Annotated in this window: 12 protein-coding genes and 6 pseudogenes; 13 read left to right on the top strand and 5 right to left on the bottom strand. The window is 70.3% G+C overall.

Annotation, left to right across the window (positions count from 1 at the left end):
• Positions 1–29: 29 nt before the first annotated feature.
• A pseudogene (locus tag ACFYUS_RS07650) lies at positions 30–687 on the bottom strand (transposase family protein).
• 361 nt (positions 688–1,048) lie between these two features.
• On the opposite strand from ACFYUS_RS07650, the pseudogene ACFYUS_RS07655 reads away from it, so the two are divergent.
• The 3 genes and pseudogenes from ACFYUS_RS07655 to ACFYUS_RS07665 all read left to right on the top strand — a co-directional run.
• Positions 1,049–1,141, top strand: a pseudogene (locus ACFYUS_RS07655) (IS5/IS1182 family transposase); the annotation flags it as partial.
• A 187-nt stretch (positions 1,142–1,328) separates the two neighbouring features.
• A complete protein-coding gene (locus ACFYUS_RS07660; RefSeq protein ID WP_388846957.1) occupies positions 1,329–2,366 on the top strand; it encodes a hypothetical protein in 1,038 nt (345 codons plus the stop codon).
• A 75-nt stretch (positions 2,367–2,441) separates the two neighbouring features.
• Positions 2,442–2,572 (top strand): annotated as a pseudogene (locus ACFYUS_RS07665) (IS5/IS1182 family transposase); the annotation flags it as partial.
• Positions 2,573–2,762: 190 nt separating this feature from the next.
• Here ACFYUS_RS07665 and ACFYUS_RS07670 read toward each other — a convergent pair.
• Positions 2,763–3,083 carry a hypothetical protein gene (locus ACFYUS_RS07670; protein ID WP_388846959.1) on the bottom strand — a complete coding sequence of 107 codons (321 nt, stop codon included), beginning with the start codon at positions 3,081–3,083 and terminating at the stop codon, positions 2,763–2,765.
• A 178-nt stretch (positions 3,084–3,261) separates the two neighbouring features.
• On the opposite strand from ACFYUS_RS07670, the pseudogene ACFYUS_RS07675 reads away from it, so the two are divergent.
• Positions 3,262–4,496, top strand: a pseudogene (locus ACFYUS_RS07675) (IS701 family transposase).
• A 3-nt stretch (positions 4,497–4,499) separates the two neighbouring features.
• Here ACFYUS_RS07675 and ACFYUS_RS07680 read toward each other — a convergent pair.
• Positions 4,500–4,928 carry a hypothetical protein gene (locus ACFYUS_RS07680; RefSeq protein WP_388846961.1) on the bottom strand — a complete coding sequence of 143 codons (429 nt, stop codon included), beginning with the start codon at positions 4,926–4,928 and terminating at the stop codon, positions 4,500–4,502.
• A gap of 479 nt (positions 4,929–5,407) precedes the next feature.
• Between ACFYUS_RS07680 and ACFYUS_RS07685 the strand changes: the two genes are divergently transcribed.
• Complete coding sequence (locus ACFYUS_RS07685; protein ID WP_388846963.1) at positions 5,408–5,557, top strand: pirin; 150 nt, start codon at positions 5,408–5,410, stop codon at positions 5,555–5,557.
• A 142-nt stretch (positions 5,558–5,699) separates the two neighbouring features.
• Here the strand turns inward: ACFYUS_RS07685 and ACFYUS_RS07690 are convergent, their stop codons facing one another.
• Complete coding sequence (locus tag ACFYUS_RS07690) at positions 5,700–6,083, bottom strand: aldehyde dehydrogenase family protein (RefSeq protein ID WP_388847766.1); 384 nt, start codon at positions 6,081–6,083, stop codon at positions 5,700–5,702.
• Here ACFYUS_RS07690 and ACFYUS_RS07695 point away from each other — a divergent pair.
• The 7 genes and pseudogenes from ACFYUS_RS07695 to ACFYUS_RS07725 all read left to right on the top strand — a co-directional run.
• Positions 6,071–6,226: pseudogene (locus tag ACFYUS_RS07695) on the top strand (mycofactocin system transcriptional regulator); the annotation flags it as partial. The gene ACFYUS_RS07690 and the pseudogene ACFYUS_RS07695 sit on opposite strands and share 13 nt — an antisense overlap.
• A 216-nt stretch (positions 6,227–6,442) precedes the next feature.
• On the top strand, positions 6,443–7,966 hold the full coding sequence (locus ACFYUS_RS07700; RefSeq protein WP_388847768.1) for a Re/Si-specific NAD(P)(+) transhydrogenase subunit alpha: 1,524 nt from the start codon (positions 6,443–6,445) through the stop codon (positions 7,964–7,966).
• Position 7,967: 1 nt separating this feature from the next.
• On the top strand, positions 7,968–9,386 hold the full coding sequence (gene pntB, locus ACFYUS_RS07705) for a Re/Si-specific NAD(P)(+) transhydrogenase subunit beta (RefSeq protein ID WP_388846965.1): 1,419 nt from the start codon (positions 7,968–7,970) through the stop codon (positions 9,384–9,386).
• A gap of 292 nt (positions 9,387–9,678) precedes the next feature.
• Positions 9,679–10,044 (top strand): hypothetical protein, encoded by a 366-nt coding sequence (locus tag ACFYUS_RS07710; RefSeq protein ID WP_388846967.1) that lies wholly within the window; start codon positions 9,679–9,681, stop codon positions 10,042–10,044.
• Positions 10,045–10,203: 159 nt separating this feature from the next.
• Positions 10,204–10,329, top strand: a pseudogene (locus tag ACFYUS_RS07715) (LysR family transcriptional regulator); the annotation flags it as partial.
• Between the two features lie 625 nt (positions 10,330–10,954).
• Positions 10,955–11,515 (top strand): hypothetical protein, encoded by a 561-nt coding sequence (locus ACFYUS_RS07720; RefSeq protein WP_388847794.1) that lies wholly within the window; start codon positions 10,955–10,957, stop codon positions 11,513–11,515.
• 14 nt (positions 11,516–11,529) lie between these two features.
• Positions 11,530–12,882: an SgcJ/EcaC family oxidoreductase gene (locus tag ACFYUS_RS07725; protein WP_388846969.1), complete on the top strand. Its 1,353-nt coding sequence runs from the start codon at positions 11,530–11,532 to the stop codon at positions 12,880–12,882.
• Positions 12,883–13,161: 279 nt separating this feature from the next.
• On the opposite strand, the gene ACFYUS_RS07730 is transcribed toward ACFYUS_RS07725, so the two are convergent.
• Positions 13,162–14,391: an amidohydrolase family protein gene (locus ACFYUS_RS07730; protein WP_388846971.1), complete on the bottom strand. Its 1,230-nt coding sequence runs from the start codon at positions 14,389–14,391 to the stop codon at positions 13,162–13,164.
• A 342-nt stretch (positions 14,392–14,733) separates the two neighbouring features.
• Between ACFYUS_RS07730 and ACFYUS_RS07735 the strand changes: the two genes are divergently transcribed.
• On the top strand, positions 14,734–16,206 hold the full coding sequence (locus ACFYUS_RS07735) for a chlorohydrolase family protein (protein ID WP_388846973.1): 1,473 nt from the start codon (positions 14,734–14,736) through the stop codon (positions 16,204–16,206).
• Positions 16,207–16,404 lie beyond the last annotated feature (198 nt).

A 16,404-nucleotide genomic window follows, 5' to 3' on the forward strand; every position in this document is an offset into this window, starting at 1 on the left:
GTCAACACCGACGAGCAGCGACACCAACCTCATGGCCAGCAACACCTAGGGCTGCAGCGGGCTCTGCGGAAGATTCGCCAGGACTTCAGCCTTGCGATGCTTCGTTCGACCGGTGCCCGCGCCGCTGACAGGGCCCGGTTGATCATCTGCCGGGTCGTGGTGAGGTCCCGGCCGGGAAGCCGTCTGATCGGTGTGGTGACTCAGGGGCCGGCGCCGACGCAGGCGCGGTCGGCGAGGACGGGAACGCCCTGGCGTTCGCAGGTCCGGATGATGTGGTGGGTGCGGGCCGCGGTCAGGTCGTGGGTGCGGCCGGGCAGTGCGGGCGAGATCCACAGCAGTTGGCCCGCGGGATCGGCCACGACCTGCACGTTCACGCCGTGATGGCGGTGCTTCTGGGAGGAGTCGGTCCGGCTGTCGCCGACGCGGTCGCACTCGGCGAGTGTCCCGTCGAGCAGGACGTGCTCGGGATCGGTCTCGCGAAGGACCCGCAGGAGGCCGGGCGCCCTTCGGGACAGGTGCTGGACGACGGCTTTGACGTAGGCGTGGGCGGTGCCGATGGATACGCCGAAGCCGGCGGCGATCTGCGCGAGCGGGTCGTGGCGGCGGAGGCAGACCGGGCCGACGAGGGCCCGCTGGCGGGGGCGGGAGTTTGCAGCGCCGGCCACCCTCACGGGTGACGATGAGCATCGACACCTATTCGACCAGGGCGTGGGGCAGGTCGAGTGCGGCAGGACGGGGAACCAACGAGGCTCCTGTGCTGATGAGTTGAGACGTCGAACACCTCCCTCAACGGAACAGGAGCCCCGTGTGTTGCGGGACACCGGCCCGTCACCCGATCAGCGGCCACTCTGGAACAAGCTCAGTGAGACACCTCCGAGCGAGCCGTTCTCATCCTGTATCTGTGGGGTGAAGTGGCAGGTCGCCGGGGGTGGGTGACGAGACGAGGCTCCTGGTCGTCGCGGTGGTGTTCTCTCCACACCGCGCCGCGTCCGAGGAGCCTCGCCTGGTCCCGTGTCGTGTCACGTTCGAGACGCTGCCCACGTCGGCGGCCGGTCTTGGCGGCTCGACAGCCACCGCCTGGCGCTACGTCGACGAGACTCTGGACGTCCTTGCGGCCTGGGCGCCAGGTCTGCATGAAGCTCCGGCTCTCCCGGGTCACGCCAGGGCGCGCCCCCACGATCTGATGTCGGCGTTCGCGTGAAAGTGCACAGGGCGGTACGCGGAAACGTGCACACCTCGTGCTGTGCAATGCAGAGTCCCAGTGGCCGTCCGGCAGCGGAGCCATCCGCCGGCGGACGGCTTGCCGGCGGGTCGTAGACTCGCGCGCCATGGAAGAGACGTTCGAGCTGGGGACCATCATGTGCCCGTCCGGCACCCTGGTGCTCATTGACGGTGGTCACCTGGGACTGTGGAGCGGGGACCGGTCGCCGGCAGACATCGATCCGGCTTCCTTGGGTATCGAGGACGCTGCCATGGCCGCCGACGTCACAGCCGCCGTTGACTTCGTGGTCACCGGGCCGGACGCTTCCGAAGCCGTCCGGACCTTTGGCCGGCAGCCGGGCTCCAGGCTCCATGACATCCCGGCCTCGAAGGCTGCCGAGTTCGAGGCGACGTTCAACAGTCACCGCCGGTCTGCCGGCCTCGACGCCCGGCTGGAGTCCCTGCCGAATCGGGAGTCCCATGCCCAAAGGGCCCGCCGGACGGGCGAAGAGGGCGGCGGCAGCTTCTTGATGTTCGGGGTTCCCGTCGTTGCCGTAGGCGGCGTCCCCCGCGGTCGGCACCTGCCCGTGCTGGCTACACGGGTCGACCACGGCGACGGTGTCGGGGAACGCTGGTCCGAGATCTCGATCCGCATGGGTGAGGGCCAGGTGACGTCATCGGTTTCCCTGGGTGACATCGGCGTGGACTGGGCACGGGTGCTTTTCGGCGATGTCGACGCCCTGAACAACTGGCAGCACGATGAGCCGGTGGACGGCCTGGCCGATGTGGCGTTCTGGGGTGCCGCGGCAGACGAGGCGGCCGCGACGTTTGCCGCACCCGAACTGGGCGAGCCTGGCGAGGATGGTGTTCGCGGCTGGACTGGCCTGCCCATCGCGGAGGCCATGGATAGGGCGCGCGCTCTGTTGAGATGGAAAGACGAGACCGGACGGCGCATGGCGGTGGACTTCCGGCCTCACTCCCATCACTGGCAGATCATGCGCGAGGTACGTGCTTCGCACGTCGAGGCCGGATCCGTGGACCTCGGTGATGCCCGAGTGCTGTGCGCGATGACGACATGGGGTGACGGCTACTTCCCGGTGATCGCCGATCTGGATCCGTCGGGTGACCTCCTCGCGGTGCGCGTGCGATTCTCCGACGCGCCCTGAAAGGCCAGCCCGGAGTGCGCGGGATGGGTACGTAGCGCCGTACCTCATTGAGCACTTTCATGTGCACGTTGACATCTGACCGCCGTGTGTGACCACGGCATCGTCCAGGCTGTCTCACGAGGCAGGTCCTTGTGCTCACGGACCGCGGGTACCAGGGCGCCGGCGCCACCGTCCGCACCCCGTACAAGAACCGCCGTGAATACCCCGTGCTGCCCGCGCCTCGAAAGATCACCCCGAACCCAGCCGAATCCAGGGATCAGAATGCACGCGGTGCGATTCAGGATCTCCGCCGAACCTAATGCTCCAGCTGTAGATCGTGACCTTGCTGGTCGGGTACAAGGTCGCGGGTCAAACCGATCCCCCTCTCGATTGGTCCGGTCCGATGCGCTTGCTGTCTCAGCTGGACTGGTCAGGGGAGGGGCCGGTGGCGCTGTCCGTGCCGTAGAAGCGGCCCTGGTCGCACAGGGCGTCGATCTCGGCGTTGTCTGCCTCGCTCAGTTGCGCATCCAGCGCGACGCTGATGACGCGTCGGGCGCGGGCCAGTCGCCGAGCGACATCCCAGTCGGCGATGAACTTGCCGACGGTGTACTCGTCGGCGGTTCCGGATGCCTGACGGGATCCGAGTCGGTCGAGGGAGACCACGAACTCGTTCAGGTCCTGCAGGACTGCGACGACCTCGTTGAGGGGCATGCGGATCTGTCGGGAGGACATGTCCATCGGCCGGTTCAACTCCAGAACTGGTGCTCAGGCTCAGATCCTGCATCTGCTGGTCGGGGCTGGTCCGGGAATGTGTGCGGCCATCGTTGATCATCGGTGTGTGAAGACGGACGATCAGACGGTGGCCGCAGGTCACAGAATAGATCCCGCGCGTTGGCGGGAGGCGTTCGAGGTCGCCATGAGCCGTATCGCGGGCCGGTTCGCGCGGGGCGAACCCCGATTGCGGGCCAGCCGGTTGGTACTGGACCTGCTGTCGGACCTGCCGCGCGAGAACTGCTGGACGATCGCGGAGCGGGCCGGGGAGGCCGGCCCGCACGGCATGCGGCACCTGCTGTGCCGGGCCGCCCGGGACGCCGAGGCCGTCCGTGATGACGTGCGCGCATACGTCGTCGAGCACCTCCAGGACGAGGCAGCGGTGCTGGTCGTCGACGAGACCGGCGACGTGAAGAAGGGCACCCACACCGTCGGGGTCCAGCGCCAGTACACCGGCACCGCCGGGCGGATCGAGAACGCCCAGGTCGCCGTCTCCCTCGTCTACGCCGGGATGCGCGGGCACGCGGCGGTGGACCGGGAGCTGTACATCCCGCGCTCCTGGTCGTGCGACCTGGACCGCTGCCGGGCCGCGGGGCTCAGCCAGGACACCGTCTTCGCGACCAAGCCGGAACTGGCCCGGGTGAGGATCGAACGGTTCCTGGCGGCTGGACACCGCATCGGCTGGGTCACGGGGGGATGAGGTCTACGGCGGCAACCCGAAACTGCGGACGGCTTTGGAGGAACGCGGCACCGGCCACGTCCTCGCGGTGGCCCGCTCGGCCGAAGTGCCCACCAGTGCGGGCACGTTCCGCGCCGATGACCTGGTGAAGAAGGTGCCGAAGCGGGCCTGGCAGAAGCTGTCGGCCGGACGCGGCGCGAAGGGGGAGCGGTACTACGACTGGGCCGTCATCGACCTCGCCGAGACCGCGCCGGCGCCAGCTGCTGATCCGCCGCAATCCCACCACCGGCGAACTCGCTTACTACCGCTGTCACTCCACCACGCCGGCATCCCTGGCCACCCTGGGCAAGGTCGCAGGCTCCAGATGGCGGGTGGAAGAGACCTTCCAGACCGAGAAGGGGCTGGCCGGACTCGATGAGCACCAGCTCCGCCGCTACCCCTCCTGGGCCGGCTGGGTCACCCTCGCCATGCTTGCCCATGCCTTCCTCGCCGTCGTCCGCGCCGACGAACACGCCCGCAACCCCGCCCCGGACGGCCTGATCCCGCTGACCTGCAACGAGATCCAGCGCCTGTTCATCACACTCGTCGTCCAGCCCCTCCACGACAGCGCTCATCGACTCGGCTGGTCCGACTGGCGGCGCCGCCATCGGCAGCGATCACGCACCAGTCATTACCGGCGACAAGCCGCAACTCCGCCATGAAGATCACGACGTTGGGACAGTCAGGTTGCCGGCCCGGCCCCGCAGGATGCGTTCGAACCAGTCTGCAGTCAGTTCCGCGCATCGACCGGGTGAACCGGCCACGCGGAGTATCCCCACCACAGACCCGTGGAGGGGAATGTACATCTGGCCGTGGAGTTCGGTGCCCAGCACGCCCTGCCCGTCGAAGAACGCACCGAAGACATGAGAAATGGCATTGGTTCCAGGCGTCACCTCATAGAGCACGGCCAGCAGATGCGCGAATCCTGTCTCCTCGGGGCGGAGGATGAGGGTGTCCTCGGGGTCGCACGGCCAGGTGACGGCTCGCTCGCGTAGTACAGACACGAACCTGCGCCATGCGCCCTCCAGCGTCTCGAATGCGTCCTCGTCAGCTTCCCCGACCGAGAACCAGGGCACGTACACGTGGCCGTCCATGGCCTGCACCGTAGCTGACAGGTGACTGATCAAGTCGTCGCCACCCAAGCCACGATGAAGATCACGATCTACAGCTGGAGCACTAACCGGGGTCCCACGTCGAGTGAGGAACCCGATCGGCCGCTGGGCGGCGCTGGACGGCTCCCGGCCGTGTGTACTCCGCAGGCCTGCTCTATGACCTGCTGTTCGGCTCAACCTTGGGGGCTCCTCTGTCGGTCCGTCGCCGACACCCTCCAACCGGCGCCCTCGGGACCCATGAGGTCCTGGCGTCGGACGAGCGCAGTGGCTGACGAGCCTGGTCCCCGCCGTAGGCCTTGGAGGGCGTCAGGCGCTGACTGACGTGCCCGACTGACTTCCGCCCCATGGGTCGCCGCAGTGGTGGCACGGGGAACGATGCTGACCTTTTGCTGACCTCGGCCGCGCCGATGCGGCTTTCGTCTGCAGAGACGCCGTGATCAAGCGTGTTGTGGTGGAACTTCGTGGGCCGCACGGACGAGGAGATCCGCGTCGCGCGCGAGCAGTGGATGACGGGCGACCGCTTCGGCGAGGTGAAGGGGTACGACGGGGACCGCCTGGACGCCCCGGAGGTCCCGGTGACGCAGTTGAAGGCGTGGGGGAGGGTGCGCTGAACCGGGGTTTTCTTCCCCTGTCCGATGGGGGGGCGTCCGGTCCTGCGCGTGGCCCGCGTCACCGGTGCCGGTGCCGGTGCTGGTGACGCGGGCCGCTGGGCGGGGACCGGCGCTCAGCCGGCGATGCGGATGAGCTTGCGGTTCACGAACGCGTCGACGCCGTAGCGGCCGAGCCACCGGCCGAAGCCGGAGCGTTTGACGCTGCCGAAGGGCAGAGGCCGGGCTCGTCGGCGGCCACGGCGTTGACGAACACCGTGCCGGCCTGGATTTGGTCGGCGATGCGCTGCGCCTGCTCAGGGTCGGTGGTGAAGACGTAGGAACCGAGGCCGAACGGGGTGTCGTCGGTGACCGTGATCGCCTCGTCCTCGGAGGAGAAGCGGTAGACGTGCGCGAACGGGCCGAAGGGTTCTTCCTTGGCGGCCTCGTCCGCCGGGTCGGTGTCGACGAGGGCGGTCGGCTCGAAGAAGGCGCCGTCCCGTTTGCCGCCCGGCGCGGCGGTGGCGCCGTCGGCGACGGCCTGCTGCAGCCGGCCCCCTCCAGGCCCTCGGCCACAGCGTCCTCGGCGCGGACAGAGCCGCCTTCGAGGAGTGGTTGCGCGATGAGGAAGGCGACCTGGAACACCTTATCGACCAGGCGCTTTGCCTTCTGGTGACGGGCTTCCAGGTGTAGCACCGGGCCTCCGGCCCGCGCTCGTGACACCGCGGCCGCCGGGTGTGTGCCCTGTGGCCAGCCTTGATCGTCCTGTCGGGGGATGGGGGAGGGACCACCGCTCGCACGCTTCCGATCGGGGTGGTGGCGGCCCGATTCTGGTCGGACTCAGAACCCGAATCGCAGTCGGGATGTTTACAGACCATCGACGGCAACTCCAGCGAACGGAGAACACTCGTGATTGTCGGAGTCCTCAAGGAAGCGCGGGCAGGTGAGCATCGGGTCTCGGCCACGCCGGCCACGGTAGAGCCGATTCGCAAACTGGGGTACGACGTGGTCGTCGACTCCGGGGCGGGTGTCGACGCGGGCTTCACCGACGGTGCGTACGAGGCAGCAGGGGCACGCATCGGGGACGCCGCGGCCGCCGACGTGGTGCTGGGGGTCAACGCCCCGAGTCCCGCGCAGTTGGACGGAGTACGGCCCGATGGGACGGTGATCGCGCTGTTCTCTCCGGCGTTCGACTCCGCGATGGTCGAGGAGCTGGGACGCCGGCCGTTCACGGCGTTGTCGATGGACGCGGTGCCGCGCATCAGCCGGGCGCAGTCGATGGACGTGCTGTCGTCGATGGCGAACATCGCCGGTTACCGGGCCGTGGTCGAGGCGGCGCACGCGTTCGGCCGGTTCTTCACCGGCCAGGTGACCGCGGCGGGCAAGGTGCCGCCGGCGAAGGTGCTCGTCGCGGGCGCGGGTGTCGCGGGCCTGGCGGCGATCGGCGCGGCGGGCTCGCTCGGTGCGATCGTACGGGCGACCGATCCCCGGCCCGAAGTGGCCGATCAGGTAAGGTCGTTGGGTGGCGAGTACCTGTCGATCGAGTCCTCGGAGGTCGAGGTCTCCAAGACGGGTTACGCCAAGGAGATGGGGGACGACTACAAGGCGCGCGAGGCCGAGCTGTACGCCGCGCAGTGCCGTGAGGTCGACATCGTCATCACGACCGCGCTGATCCCCGGCCGTCCCGCGCCGACGCTGATCACCGCCGAGATGGTGGCGGCCATGAAGCCCGGTTCGGTGATCGTGGACATGGCGGCCGCCAACGGCGGCAACGTCGTGGGCACCGTGAAGGGCGAGAAGGTCGTCACGGACAACGGTGTGACGATCCTCGGCTACACCGATCTCGCGGGCCGGCTGCCGGCGCAGGCCTCGCAGCTGTACGGCACGAACCTGGTGAACCTGCTGAAGCTGATGACGCCGGACAAGGACGGCTGCCTGGTCCTGGACTGGGACGACCCGGTGCAGCGCTCGATCACGGTCGTACGGGAGGGCGAGTCGGCGTGGCCGCCCCCGCCGGTCCAGGTCTCGGCGGCCCCGGCCCCCGCGGCGGCGGCCGAGGCGAAGCCTTCGCCGGTGAAGGTGCCGATGACGGCGAGGCAGAGGTTCGGCGGGGTGGCCGTCGGCGCGCTGGCGCTGTTCCTCGCCGCAGGGTTCGCGCCGGCGGCGCTGCTGCCCCATGTGACGGTCTTCGTGCTCGCGATCGTGATCGGCTACTACGTGATCGGCCATGTGCACCACGCCCTGCACACGCCGCTGATGTCGGTGACGAACGCCATCTCCGGGATCATCGTCGTCGGTGCCCTGCTGCAGATCGGGCATGCGAGCACGACGGTCACGGTGCTGTCGTCCGTGGCGATCCTTCTGGCCAGTATCAACATCTTCGGCGGCTTCGCGGTGACGCGTCGCATGCTCGCCATGTTCAACAGGAGCTGACATGACTGCGACCCTCGCCGCGCAGGCGGCCTACCTCGTCGCCGCGCTGCTGTTCATCCTGGCGCTGGCGGGACTCTCCAAGCACGAGTCGGCCCGGCTCGGCAACGCCTTCGGCATGCTGGGCATGGGCGTCGCGCTCGTCGCGACGGTCGTCCTCGCCCTCGACGGCGACGTCAGCACCGCGGGCCTGGGCCTGATGGTCCTCGCGATGCTGATCGGCGCGCTGATCGGTCTGCAGCGCGCCTGGGGCGTCGAGATGACCGGGATGCCCGAACTCATCGCGCTGCTGCACTCCTTCGTCGGACTCGCGGCCGTCCTGGTCAGCTGGAACGGCTACTTCGACGTCGAGCACGACCCCGAGGGCCGCGAGGCCCGGGCCCTCGACGCGCTCGGCACGCTGGGCATCCACCACGCCGAGGTGTTCATCGGCGTGTTCATCGGCGCGGTCACCTTCACCGGCTCCGTCGTCGCCAACCTCAAGCTCTCCGCGAAGATCGACTCCAAGCCGCTGATGCTGCCGGGCAAGAACGTCCTCAACCTCGGTGCGCTGGGCCTGTTCGTCGCCCTGACCGTGTGGTTCGTCATCGACCCGGCGCTGTGGCTGCTGATCGCCGTCACCGCCCTGGCGCTCGCCCTCGGCTGGCACCTGGTCGCCTCGATCGGCGGCGGCGACATGCCGGTCGTCGTCTCGATGCTCAACAGCTACTCCGGCTGGGCCGCGGCGGCCTCCGGCTTCCTCCTCGGCAACGACCTGCTGATCATCACCGGTGCCCTCGTCGGCTCCTCCGGCGCCTACCTCTCCTACATCATGTGCAAGGCGATGAACCGCTCCTTCGTCTCCGTCATCGCGGGCGGCTTCGGCATCGAAGCCCCCTCCGGCGCGGACGTCGACTACGGCGAGCACACCGAGATCACCGCCGAGAGCGTCGCCGAACTCCTCGCCGCCGCCCGGTCGGTGGTCATCACACCCGGCTACGGCATGGCCGTCGCCCAGGCGCAGTACCCGGTCGCCGAGCTCACCTCCAAGCTGCGGGCGAAGGGCGTCGACGTGCGCTTCGGCATCCACCCGGTCGCCGGCCGCCTTCCCGGCCACATGAACGTCCTCCTGGCCGAGGCCAAGGTGCCGTACGACATCGTCCTCGAAATGGACGAGATCAACGACGACTTCGCCGACACCGACGTCGTCCTCGTCATCGGCGCCAACGACACGGTCAACCCGGCCGGAGCCGAAGACCCGTCCAGCCCGCTCGCCGGCATGCCGGTCCTCACGGTCTGGGAGGCGAACCAGGTCATCGTCTTCAAGCGTTCGATGGCATCCGGCTACGCGGGCGTCCAGAACCCCCTCTTCTTCCGCGAGAACACGTCGATGCTCTTCGGCGACGCGAAGGCCCGGGTCGAGGACATCGTCGGCGCCCTCTGACCCGCGGAGCGGGGACCGGCCGGACGTGCCCGGGGTCCCCGCGATCCGGTCGAAGGCGTGGGGCGGTGCGTTCCGGTCAGGGGGGCGGGTGCCCTCAGGGAGGCCGTCTCACAAGGCTCTCCCGCCCCGCCCGCCTGTGGAACCACCACTCCGCATAGGGCACTCCTGGCTGGATCGGCCGTTGTCATGGCCTGATCTCTGCGACTGGAAACAGGCTGTTACGGCTCGCTGGCACACCGTAAAAACGAGCTGTCGTTTTCCGTTGATCGTTTTCGGATCCAAGGAGCCCGCAATGAGCCGTTTCCGCACCACCACCATGACCCTTGCCGCCGCCGCGATGCTCGCCCTCACCGCCGCGCCCGCTCAGGCGGCCCCCGGTGACGTGACGACCACCTGCGCGAGCACCGCCACCCCGGCGGGCTACGTCGACGTCAGCTGGGGCTACAGCGCCAGCTGCGGCACCCAGAACTTCGACCCGAACATCAAGCAGATCAAGCAGCTCACCGGCCTGCCGATAGGCACCGTCGTCCAGGCCTGCGGGTCCACGTACTACCCCGTCGGCTGGGTCCAGACCAGCTCGTACTACTCCAGCTCCTGTGTCGCCTTCCCGAACTCCGGCTTCAACAACAACGCCTGGACCCTCAAGCGCGTCTCCTGATCGCACCTTCTGATCGCGGCCCCGTCCCGCCTCCGCCTCGCGAGCGGATCGAGCGAGGTGGAGGCGGGACGCTGCTCCGGCGCGTGGAAGTGTGACCGACATGTACTTCTGCGGCTCGACGGCCTCTGGGGGCGTCGGCGGAGCAGAGCGCGGGGCGTGATGGAGCTGCGGGACATCGAGATCTTTCCGGTCCTGGCCGAGGAGTTGCACTTCGGCCGGAGTGCCGAGCGGCTCCGGGTCTCCCCGGTGCGGGTCAGTCAGGCCGTCAGGAAGCAGGAACGGCGCATCGGGGCGGCGCTGTTCGAACGCACCAGCCGCACGGTGCGCCTGACGGATGTCGGGCGCCGGCTGCGTGACGACCTGCAGCCGGTCTACGCGGGTCTGCACCAGTCCCTGGAACGTGCCCGGATGGCCGCCCGTGGTGTCGGCGGCAGGATTCGTGTCGGCATGATGCCGTTCAACGTCGTCGACCTGCACGCCCATGGGAAGGCCTTCCGCTCGCGGTGTCCGCAGGGGGAGCTGGAGACACGCCAGTTGGCGATCGTGGATCCGTTCGGCCGGCTCCGTCACGACGCCATGGGCGTCCTCGTGACATGGCTGCCCGTGGAGGAACCGGACTTCACCGTCGGCCCGGTCCTGTTCGCGGATCCCCGGATCCTCGCCGTGGCCGATGATCGCGTGCTGGTCCGGCGAACGTCGGTACGGCTGGAGGACTTTGCCGACTTCCGGCACGCCGTCGCACCCGGCACGCCGGGCTACTGGGAGGACGGCTACCTGCCCTTCCCCACTCCTCGGGGCCGGCCGATCGAGCGCGGGCGCCTCGTGACCGACGCGGGGGATCTGATCGGCCAGGTCGGCATGGGGGAGATCGTCCACCGCTTCCCCGGTCATGTCACCCTGCACTGGGGGCATGCCGAACATCCGCTGGATACCCGTCACGGACCTGTCGGCCCTGTCCTGCGCACTGGTCCGGCGGACCGAGGCGGAGAACGAGCTGACCGGCGCTCTCGCCGACACGGTCCGCGAACCCGGCGTGCCGCTCGACGCGATCGACCAGGCGCTGGCCGGCCCCGATGCCGGGCTCGACCTGTTCGGCGAGCTCACCGGCTCGCTGGTGACCGGTCCGCGCGGGCACCTGCGCCACGAGGAGGAAGCCGTCTTCCCCCTCGTCCAGGCCATCCTGAGCAAGGAGGAGCGGGAGCACTTTGGGCGCGTCCACACCCAGCGGATCGAGGCCGATGCGGCGCGGATCCTGCCGTGGCTCCTCGACGGCGTCGCCGAAGGACGGTGGCCGCCGTCCTGGCGCAGCGCCTGCCCGAATCCGCGCACCACGCGTACGCGTACCGATGGCAACCCGCCTGCGCGGTGCTCGACCGGTGGGGTGTCGGGGCGGCCTGACGGCCACCTCACCCCGGGCGAGGCCGTGAAGGAGGCGATCCACGGGATCGCCGGACACACGGCCGATCTCTGAAGAAGCATGTCACCATGCCGACGAACGAGGCGTCACGTCTCGTTCCTGACGACGGGAACGTCATGAAGGTTCTGCTCACCGGTGCCACCGGCTACATCGGCTCCGCCGTCTCCGACCACCTCGCCGCCGCCGGCCACCAGGTCGTCGGGCTCACCCGCGGGGGCGAGCCGCACCCGTCCTGGCACGCCCGGCTGATCGGCGACACCGCCGAACCGGCCTCGCTGGCGGGCGTGGTGACCCCCGACATCGAGGGGGTGATCCACCTGGCTCCCCCGAGCGGTGACGTCGACGTCGACACCGCCGCGATCGAGGCGCTCGCCGCTCCGCTGCGCGGCACCGGCCGCCCGTTCGTCTACACCAGCGGCGTCTGGGTCCTCGGTGCCACCGGCGAGGCCCAGGAGGTCGACGAGGAGTCCCCGACCGATCCGATCGGCATCGTCGGGTACCGCCCGCGGATCGAGCAGCGGGTGCTGGCCGAGACCGCCGAGGGCGTGCGCGCGGTCGTCGTCCGGCCCGGCATCGTGTACGGCCGGGGCGGCGGCATCCCCGCCATCCTCGTCGACCGGGCCCGCAGCCAGGGGGTGCCCGAGTACTTCGGCGAGGAGGGGGTCCGCTGGCCGACCGTCCACGTGGACGACCTGGCCGAGCTGTTCGTGGCCGCCGTCGAGCGGGCCGGGGCCGGCACCGTCTGGCACGGCGTCGGCGAGTCGGCCACCCCTGTCCGTGACCTGGCCCGCGCCGCCGGCCGTGCGGCCGGAGTGCTCGCCGCCCCGCACGTGCTGTCGGTGGAGCGGACCGCCGAGGAGTTCGGTCCGCTCTTCGCGGACGCGCTCGCCCTCGACCAGAGCGTCAGCGGTGCCGCCGCCCGCGCCGCCCTCGGCTGGCAGCCGGCCGGGCCGGGTGCGGTGGCGGAGCTGGTGTCGGGCTCGTACCGGCCGGTCGAGGTGTTCGGCGCCCCCGAAGGACCGGAGACCGACGCCGAGGTGGCCGCGATCCGCCGCCTGGTCGCCGAGATCGAGCACGCCCAGCAGAACGAGCTGGTCGACCGGTTCCTGAGCGTCTTCCGCCGGGAGGACCCGGTGTGGACCACCGGCCACGGCAAGCGGCTGTCGGGCTTCGAGGAGATCGCGGCCTTCACCCACAAGGTGCTGCCCGGTGCGATGGCCGAGTCCACCGCCGTCTACGACGTCGAGCGCGTGCTGTTCCTGCGGCCCGACGTCGCCGCGGTGAACGTCCGCCAGCAGCCGGTCCGCCACGACGGAAGCCGGATCGCCGACCAGCCCGAGGGCCGCCCGTTCTACGTCCTGGTCAAGGAGGACGGCGCCTGGCGCGTCGGCGCCGCGCAGAACACCGTCGCGGTCGACTGACGACCCGCACGGCCGGACCGATCCCTGCGGCGACCGCCCGGACTCCCGTCCCGGCGGCCGCCGCAGCGGTCGGTGAAGTCTCCTGGGGGTGGGATCAGCCGCCCGGCATTCCCCGGAAGACCGGACCGGAGACCGCTCCGTCGCCGTCGAACAGGGCGGCCTGAGGGGCGCCCGGGCTCTCGGAGAAGCAGATCCGTCCGGATGGCTCCCATGACGGCTCCCGTCGATTCGGTGAAACCCGTGGGCACGACCCTGGCGGCCCGCGTCCCTCCGGCCGGCTCAGGGGCGGCGGCTCACCAGTTCCATCCGGTCGGCGACGACGGCTCCGTCGTGCAGGACCGTGCGGTCGGTGCCGCGGTCCATCACGGTGCCGGTCGGGGTCTCGCCGTCGACGAGGAGGAGGTCGGCCCGGTCGCCGACGGCCAGACCGGGGCGGTCGCCGACGCCGGCGGGCCGGGCGACGTCGTGGCTCATGATCGAGGCTCCGCCGATGGTGGCGACGGCCAGGGACATCTCGATGTGTTCGTCACGGCGGAAGCCGTTGGTGAAGGCCAGTTGCCAGGTGCGGTCGAGCATGTCGCAGTTGCCGTACGGGCTCCAGTAGTCCCGCTGGCCGTCCTCGCCCAGGCCGACCCGTACGCCCGCCTCCGTCAGGGCCACCAGGGACAGTTGCCCACGGCCCGGCGGGGCCACGGTGGCCATCGCGACGTCGAGTTCGGCGAAGTCGTCGATGAGGCGACGGCTCACCGACTCGGAGATCGAGCCGAGTTCGTACGCGTGGGACATCGTGACCTTGCCCCGCATGCCCAGGGCCCGGGTGCGTTCGAGTACCAGGTCGGTGGAGAAGACGCCGAGATGCCCGGGCTCGTGCAGATGGATGTCCACCTCGACCTGGTACTTCTCCGCCAGCCCGAAGACGACGTCCAGGTGTCCCTTGGGGTCGCGGTCGAGGGCGCAGGGATCGATCCCGCCGATCACCTCGGCACCCGCCTTCAACGAGGCCTCCAAGTGGTCGGCGGTGCCCTTCTCGCGGAGGACGCCGGCCTGCGGGAACGCCATGATCTGGACGTCGGCCAGACCGGCGAACCTCTCCTTCGCGGCCAGGACGGCGTCGAACCTCTCCAGCTTGCAGTCCACGTCGACCTGGGCGTACGAGCGCACGCGGGTCGTGCCGCGGGCGATCATCCGCTCCAACGTGCCGGCCACGCGCTCCTGGAGCGGAACCTCCGCGGTGCGCCAGTTCCGGCGGTCGTTGAGCATCATCGTCCACACCCCCGGGCCGCCGGTGTGCGGCCGGAACGGCAGGCCGATCCGGGTCGAGTCCAGGTGGACGTGCACGTCGCTGAACGACGGCAGCAACAGCCGGCCACGGCCCTCGACCACCTCGCCGGCCGACGGAACGGCGGGCAGGGCCGTCGGGTCGTGCGGGCGGACCGCCGCGATACGGGCGCCGGACAGTTCGACGTCGCTGCGCTCACCGCCCCACGGGCGGACGTCACGGATCAACACGGGAGTCACCTTTCAGCAGCGCTACGGGGACCAGAGCGTCGCCGCCACGGCCTCGGGGCGGTGGCGGGCGAGGCCGTCGGTCGCCGCCGCGAACAGCACGATCGGGCCCACCACGGTCGGGGCGGCGGCCCGGTCGTCACGGCCGTGGTGCGATGCGTACGGCTCGGCGGCTCACGCGGATCCGTCACGTCGGTCCTTCGGCGTCCGGGGAAGGGATAGTCAGGACGGTATACCGAGAGGGTGGGGGGTTAACAGGGTTCATCGTCGTTCGAAAGGCTGGACTTCCTGTTCTGTATACCAATGTCTACGATGGCTGCCCCGTCATGAGCCTCAGGAGGTCGTATGCGCACCCGTTGGCGCGCCCGCCACGTACTCGCCCATCAGGACGGCGGTCACGTACTGCTGCGGGACGGCGAGGTGGTGTGGGAGGACGACGTCATCGTGTACGTCGGGCCGCACTACGACGGTCCGGTCGACGAGGACCGCGACCTCGGGCAGTCGCTCGTCATGCCGGGGCTGATCGACCTCGACGCGCTCACCGACATCGACCACCTCGTGCTCGACTCGTGGTCCGACCCCGAACGCGGGCGCGGACTGCAGTGGTCCATGGACTACTTCACCCACCGCCGCCGCGACGTGTTCACCCCCGAGGAGCGGCACGCGGTCCGCGAGTACGCCCTCGTGCAGCTCGCCCTGCACGGCATCACCACCTACATGCCGATCGCCTCCGAAGTGCACAGCGCATGGGCCGAGCCGTACGAGGAACTCGTGGCGATGGCCGAGACCTCGCGCCGGCTCGGGCTGCGCGGCTACCTCGGTCCGGCCTACCGCTCCGGCGTCAACGTGGCGCTGCCCGACGGCGGGCGGACGGTGGCGTTCGACGAGGAGCGGGGCCGGGCCGGGCTGCGGGACGCCGTCCGGTTCCTCGACCACCTCGACAAGCTCGCCGATCCGCTGCTGACCGGTGTGCTGCTGCCCTGCCGCATCGAGACCCTCACCGAGGAACTGCTGCGCGAGACCGCGGCCACGGCCCGCCGACGCGACGTCCTCGTACGGCTGCACGCTCTCCAAGGCACCCTGGAACGGGAGCTTGTCCGGGAGCGGCACGGCATGACCCCCCTCGAACTGATCGGCAGCACCGGCCTGTTCGGCACCCGACTGCTCGTACCGCACACCGTGCTCGTGGACCGGCACCCCGATGTGCACGGCGAGGACCGGGGCGATCTGGCCGCGCTGGCCCGCGCCGGCGTGTCCGTCGTGCACTGCCCGCAGACCTCCCTGCGGTACGGGGACGTGCTGCATTCCTTCGGCGCCTACCGGCGGGCCGGCGTCAACCTCTGCCTCGGCACCGACTCCTTCCCACCCGACCTGATCCGCGGCATGGACCTCGGCGTCCACCTCGCGAAGGTCGTCGACGGCAGGATGGACGCGGCACCCGTCGAGCGGTACGTCGAGGCCGCCACGCTCGGCGGAGCCCGCGCCCTGGGCCGCGGGGACCTGGGCCGGCTCCAGGTCGGCGCCCAGGCGGACCTGGTCGCCTTCGGTCTCGGCGACATCCGCGACGGCGTGCAGGACGACCCCGTCCGTACGTTCCTGCTCAGCGGCACCGCGCGGCAGGCCACGGACTCCGTCGTCGCCGGCCGGCCCGTCCTCGTCGACCGCGGCATCCCCGGAGTCGATCTCGCCGCCCTCCAGGAGCGGGCGCAGGGCCTGTTCGAGAAGATGCGGGCGGCGTACGGCGAACGCGACGTCCTGCGCCGGGACGCCGAGGAGCTGTTCCCGCCGACCTTCCCGCCCTTCCGGGACGGTGAGTGACGGGGCCAGGCCCCGTCGCCGCCCCTTCACCGGCCGATCCGCCCGAGCAGGCCGAGCCGCCCGGGCTGGTCGGGCTGGTCGAGCGGGTTGGGTCGCCCGGTCCGCCCGGTCCGCCCGGTCCGCCCGGTCCGCCCGGTCCGCCCGGTCCGCCCGGTCCGCCCGGTCCGCCCGGTCCGCCCGGTCCGCCCGGTCCGCCCG

The organism is Streptomyces sp. NPDC004284 (genome assembly GCF_042874035.1).
Lineage (GTDB): Bacteria > Actinomycetota > Actinomycetes > Streptomycetales > Streptomycetaceae > Streptomyces.

Coding starts and splice junctions, on each gene's coding strand:
- pntB (WP_388846965.1), top strand. CDS start 7,968: ATGACTGCGACCCTCGCCGCGCAGGCGGCCTACCTCGTCGCCGCGCTG.
- ACFYUS_RS07735 (WP_388846973.1), top strand. CDS start 14,734: ATGCGCACCCGTTGGCGCGCCCGCCACGTACTCGCCCATCAGGACGGC.
- ACFYUS_RS07660 (WP_388846957.1), top strand. CDS start 1,329: ATGGAAGAGACGTTCGAGCTGGGGACCATCATGTGCCCGTCCGGCACC.
- ACFYUS_RS07720 (WP_388847794.1), top strand. CDS start 10,955: ATGCCGAACATCCGCTGGATACCCGTCACGGACCTGTCGGCCCTGTCC.
- ACFYUS_RS07710 (WP_388846967.1), top strand. CDS start 9,679: ATGAGCCGTTTCCGCACCACCACCATGACCCTTGCCGCCGCCGCGATG.
- ACFYUS_RS07725 (WP_388846969.1), top strand. CDS start 11,530: ATGCCGACGAACGAGGCGTCACGTCTCGTTCCTGACGACGGGAACGTC.
- ACFYUS_RS07670 (WP_388846959.1), bottom strand. CDS start 3,083: ATGGACATGTCCTCCCGACAGATCCGCATGCCCCTCAACGAGGTCGTC.
- ACFYUS_RS07680 (WP_388846961.1), bottom strand. CDS start 4,928: ATGGACGGCCACGTGTACGTGCCCTGGTTCTCGGTCGGGGAAGCTGAC.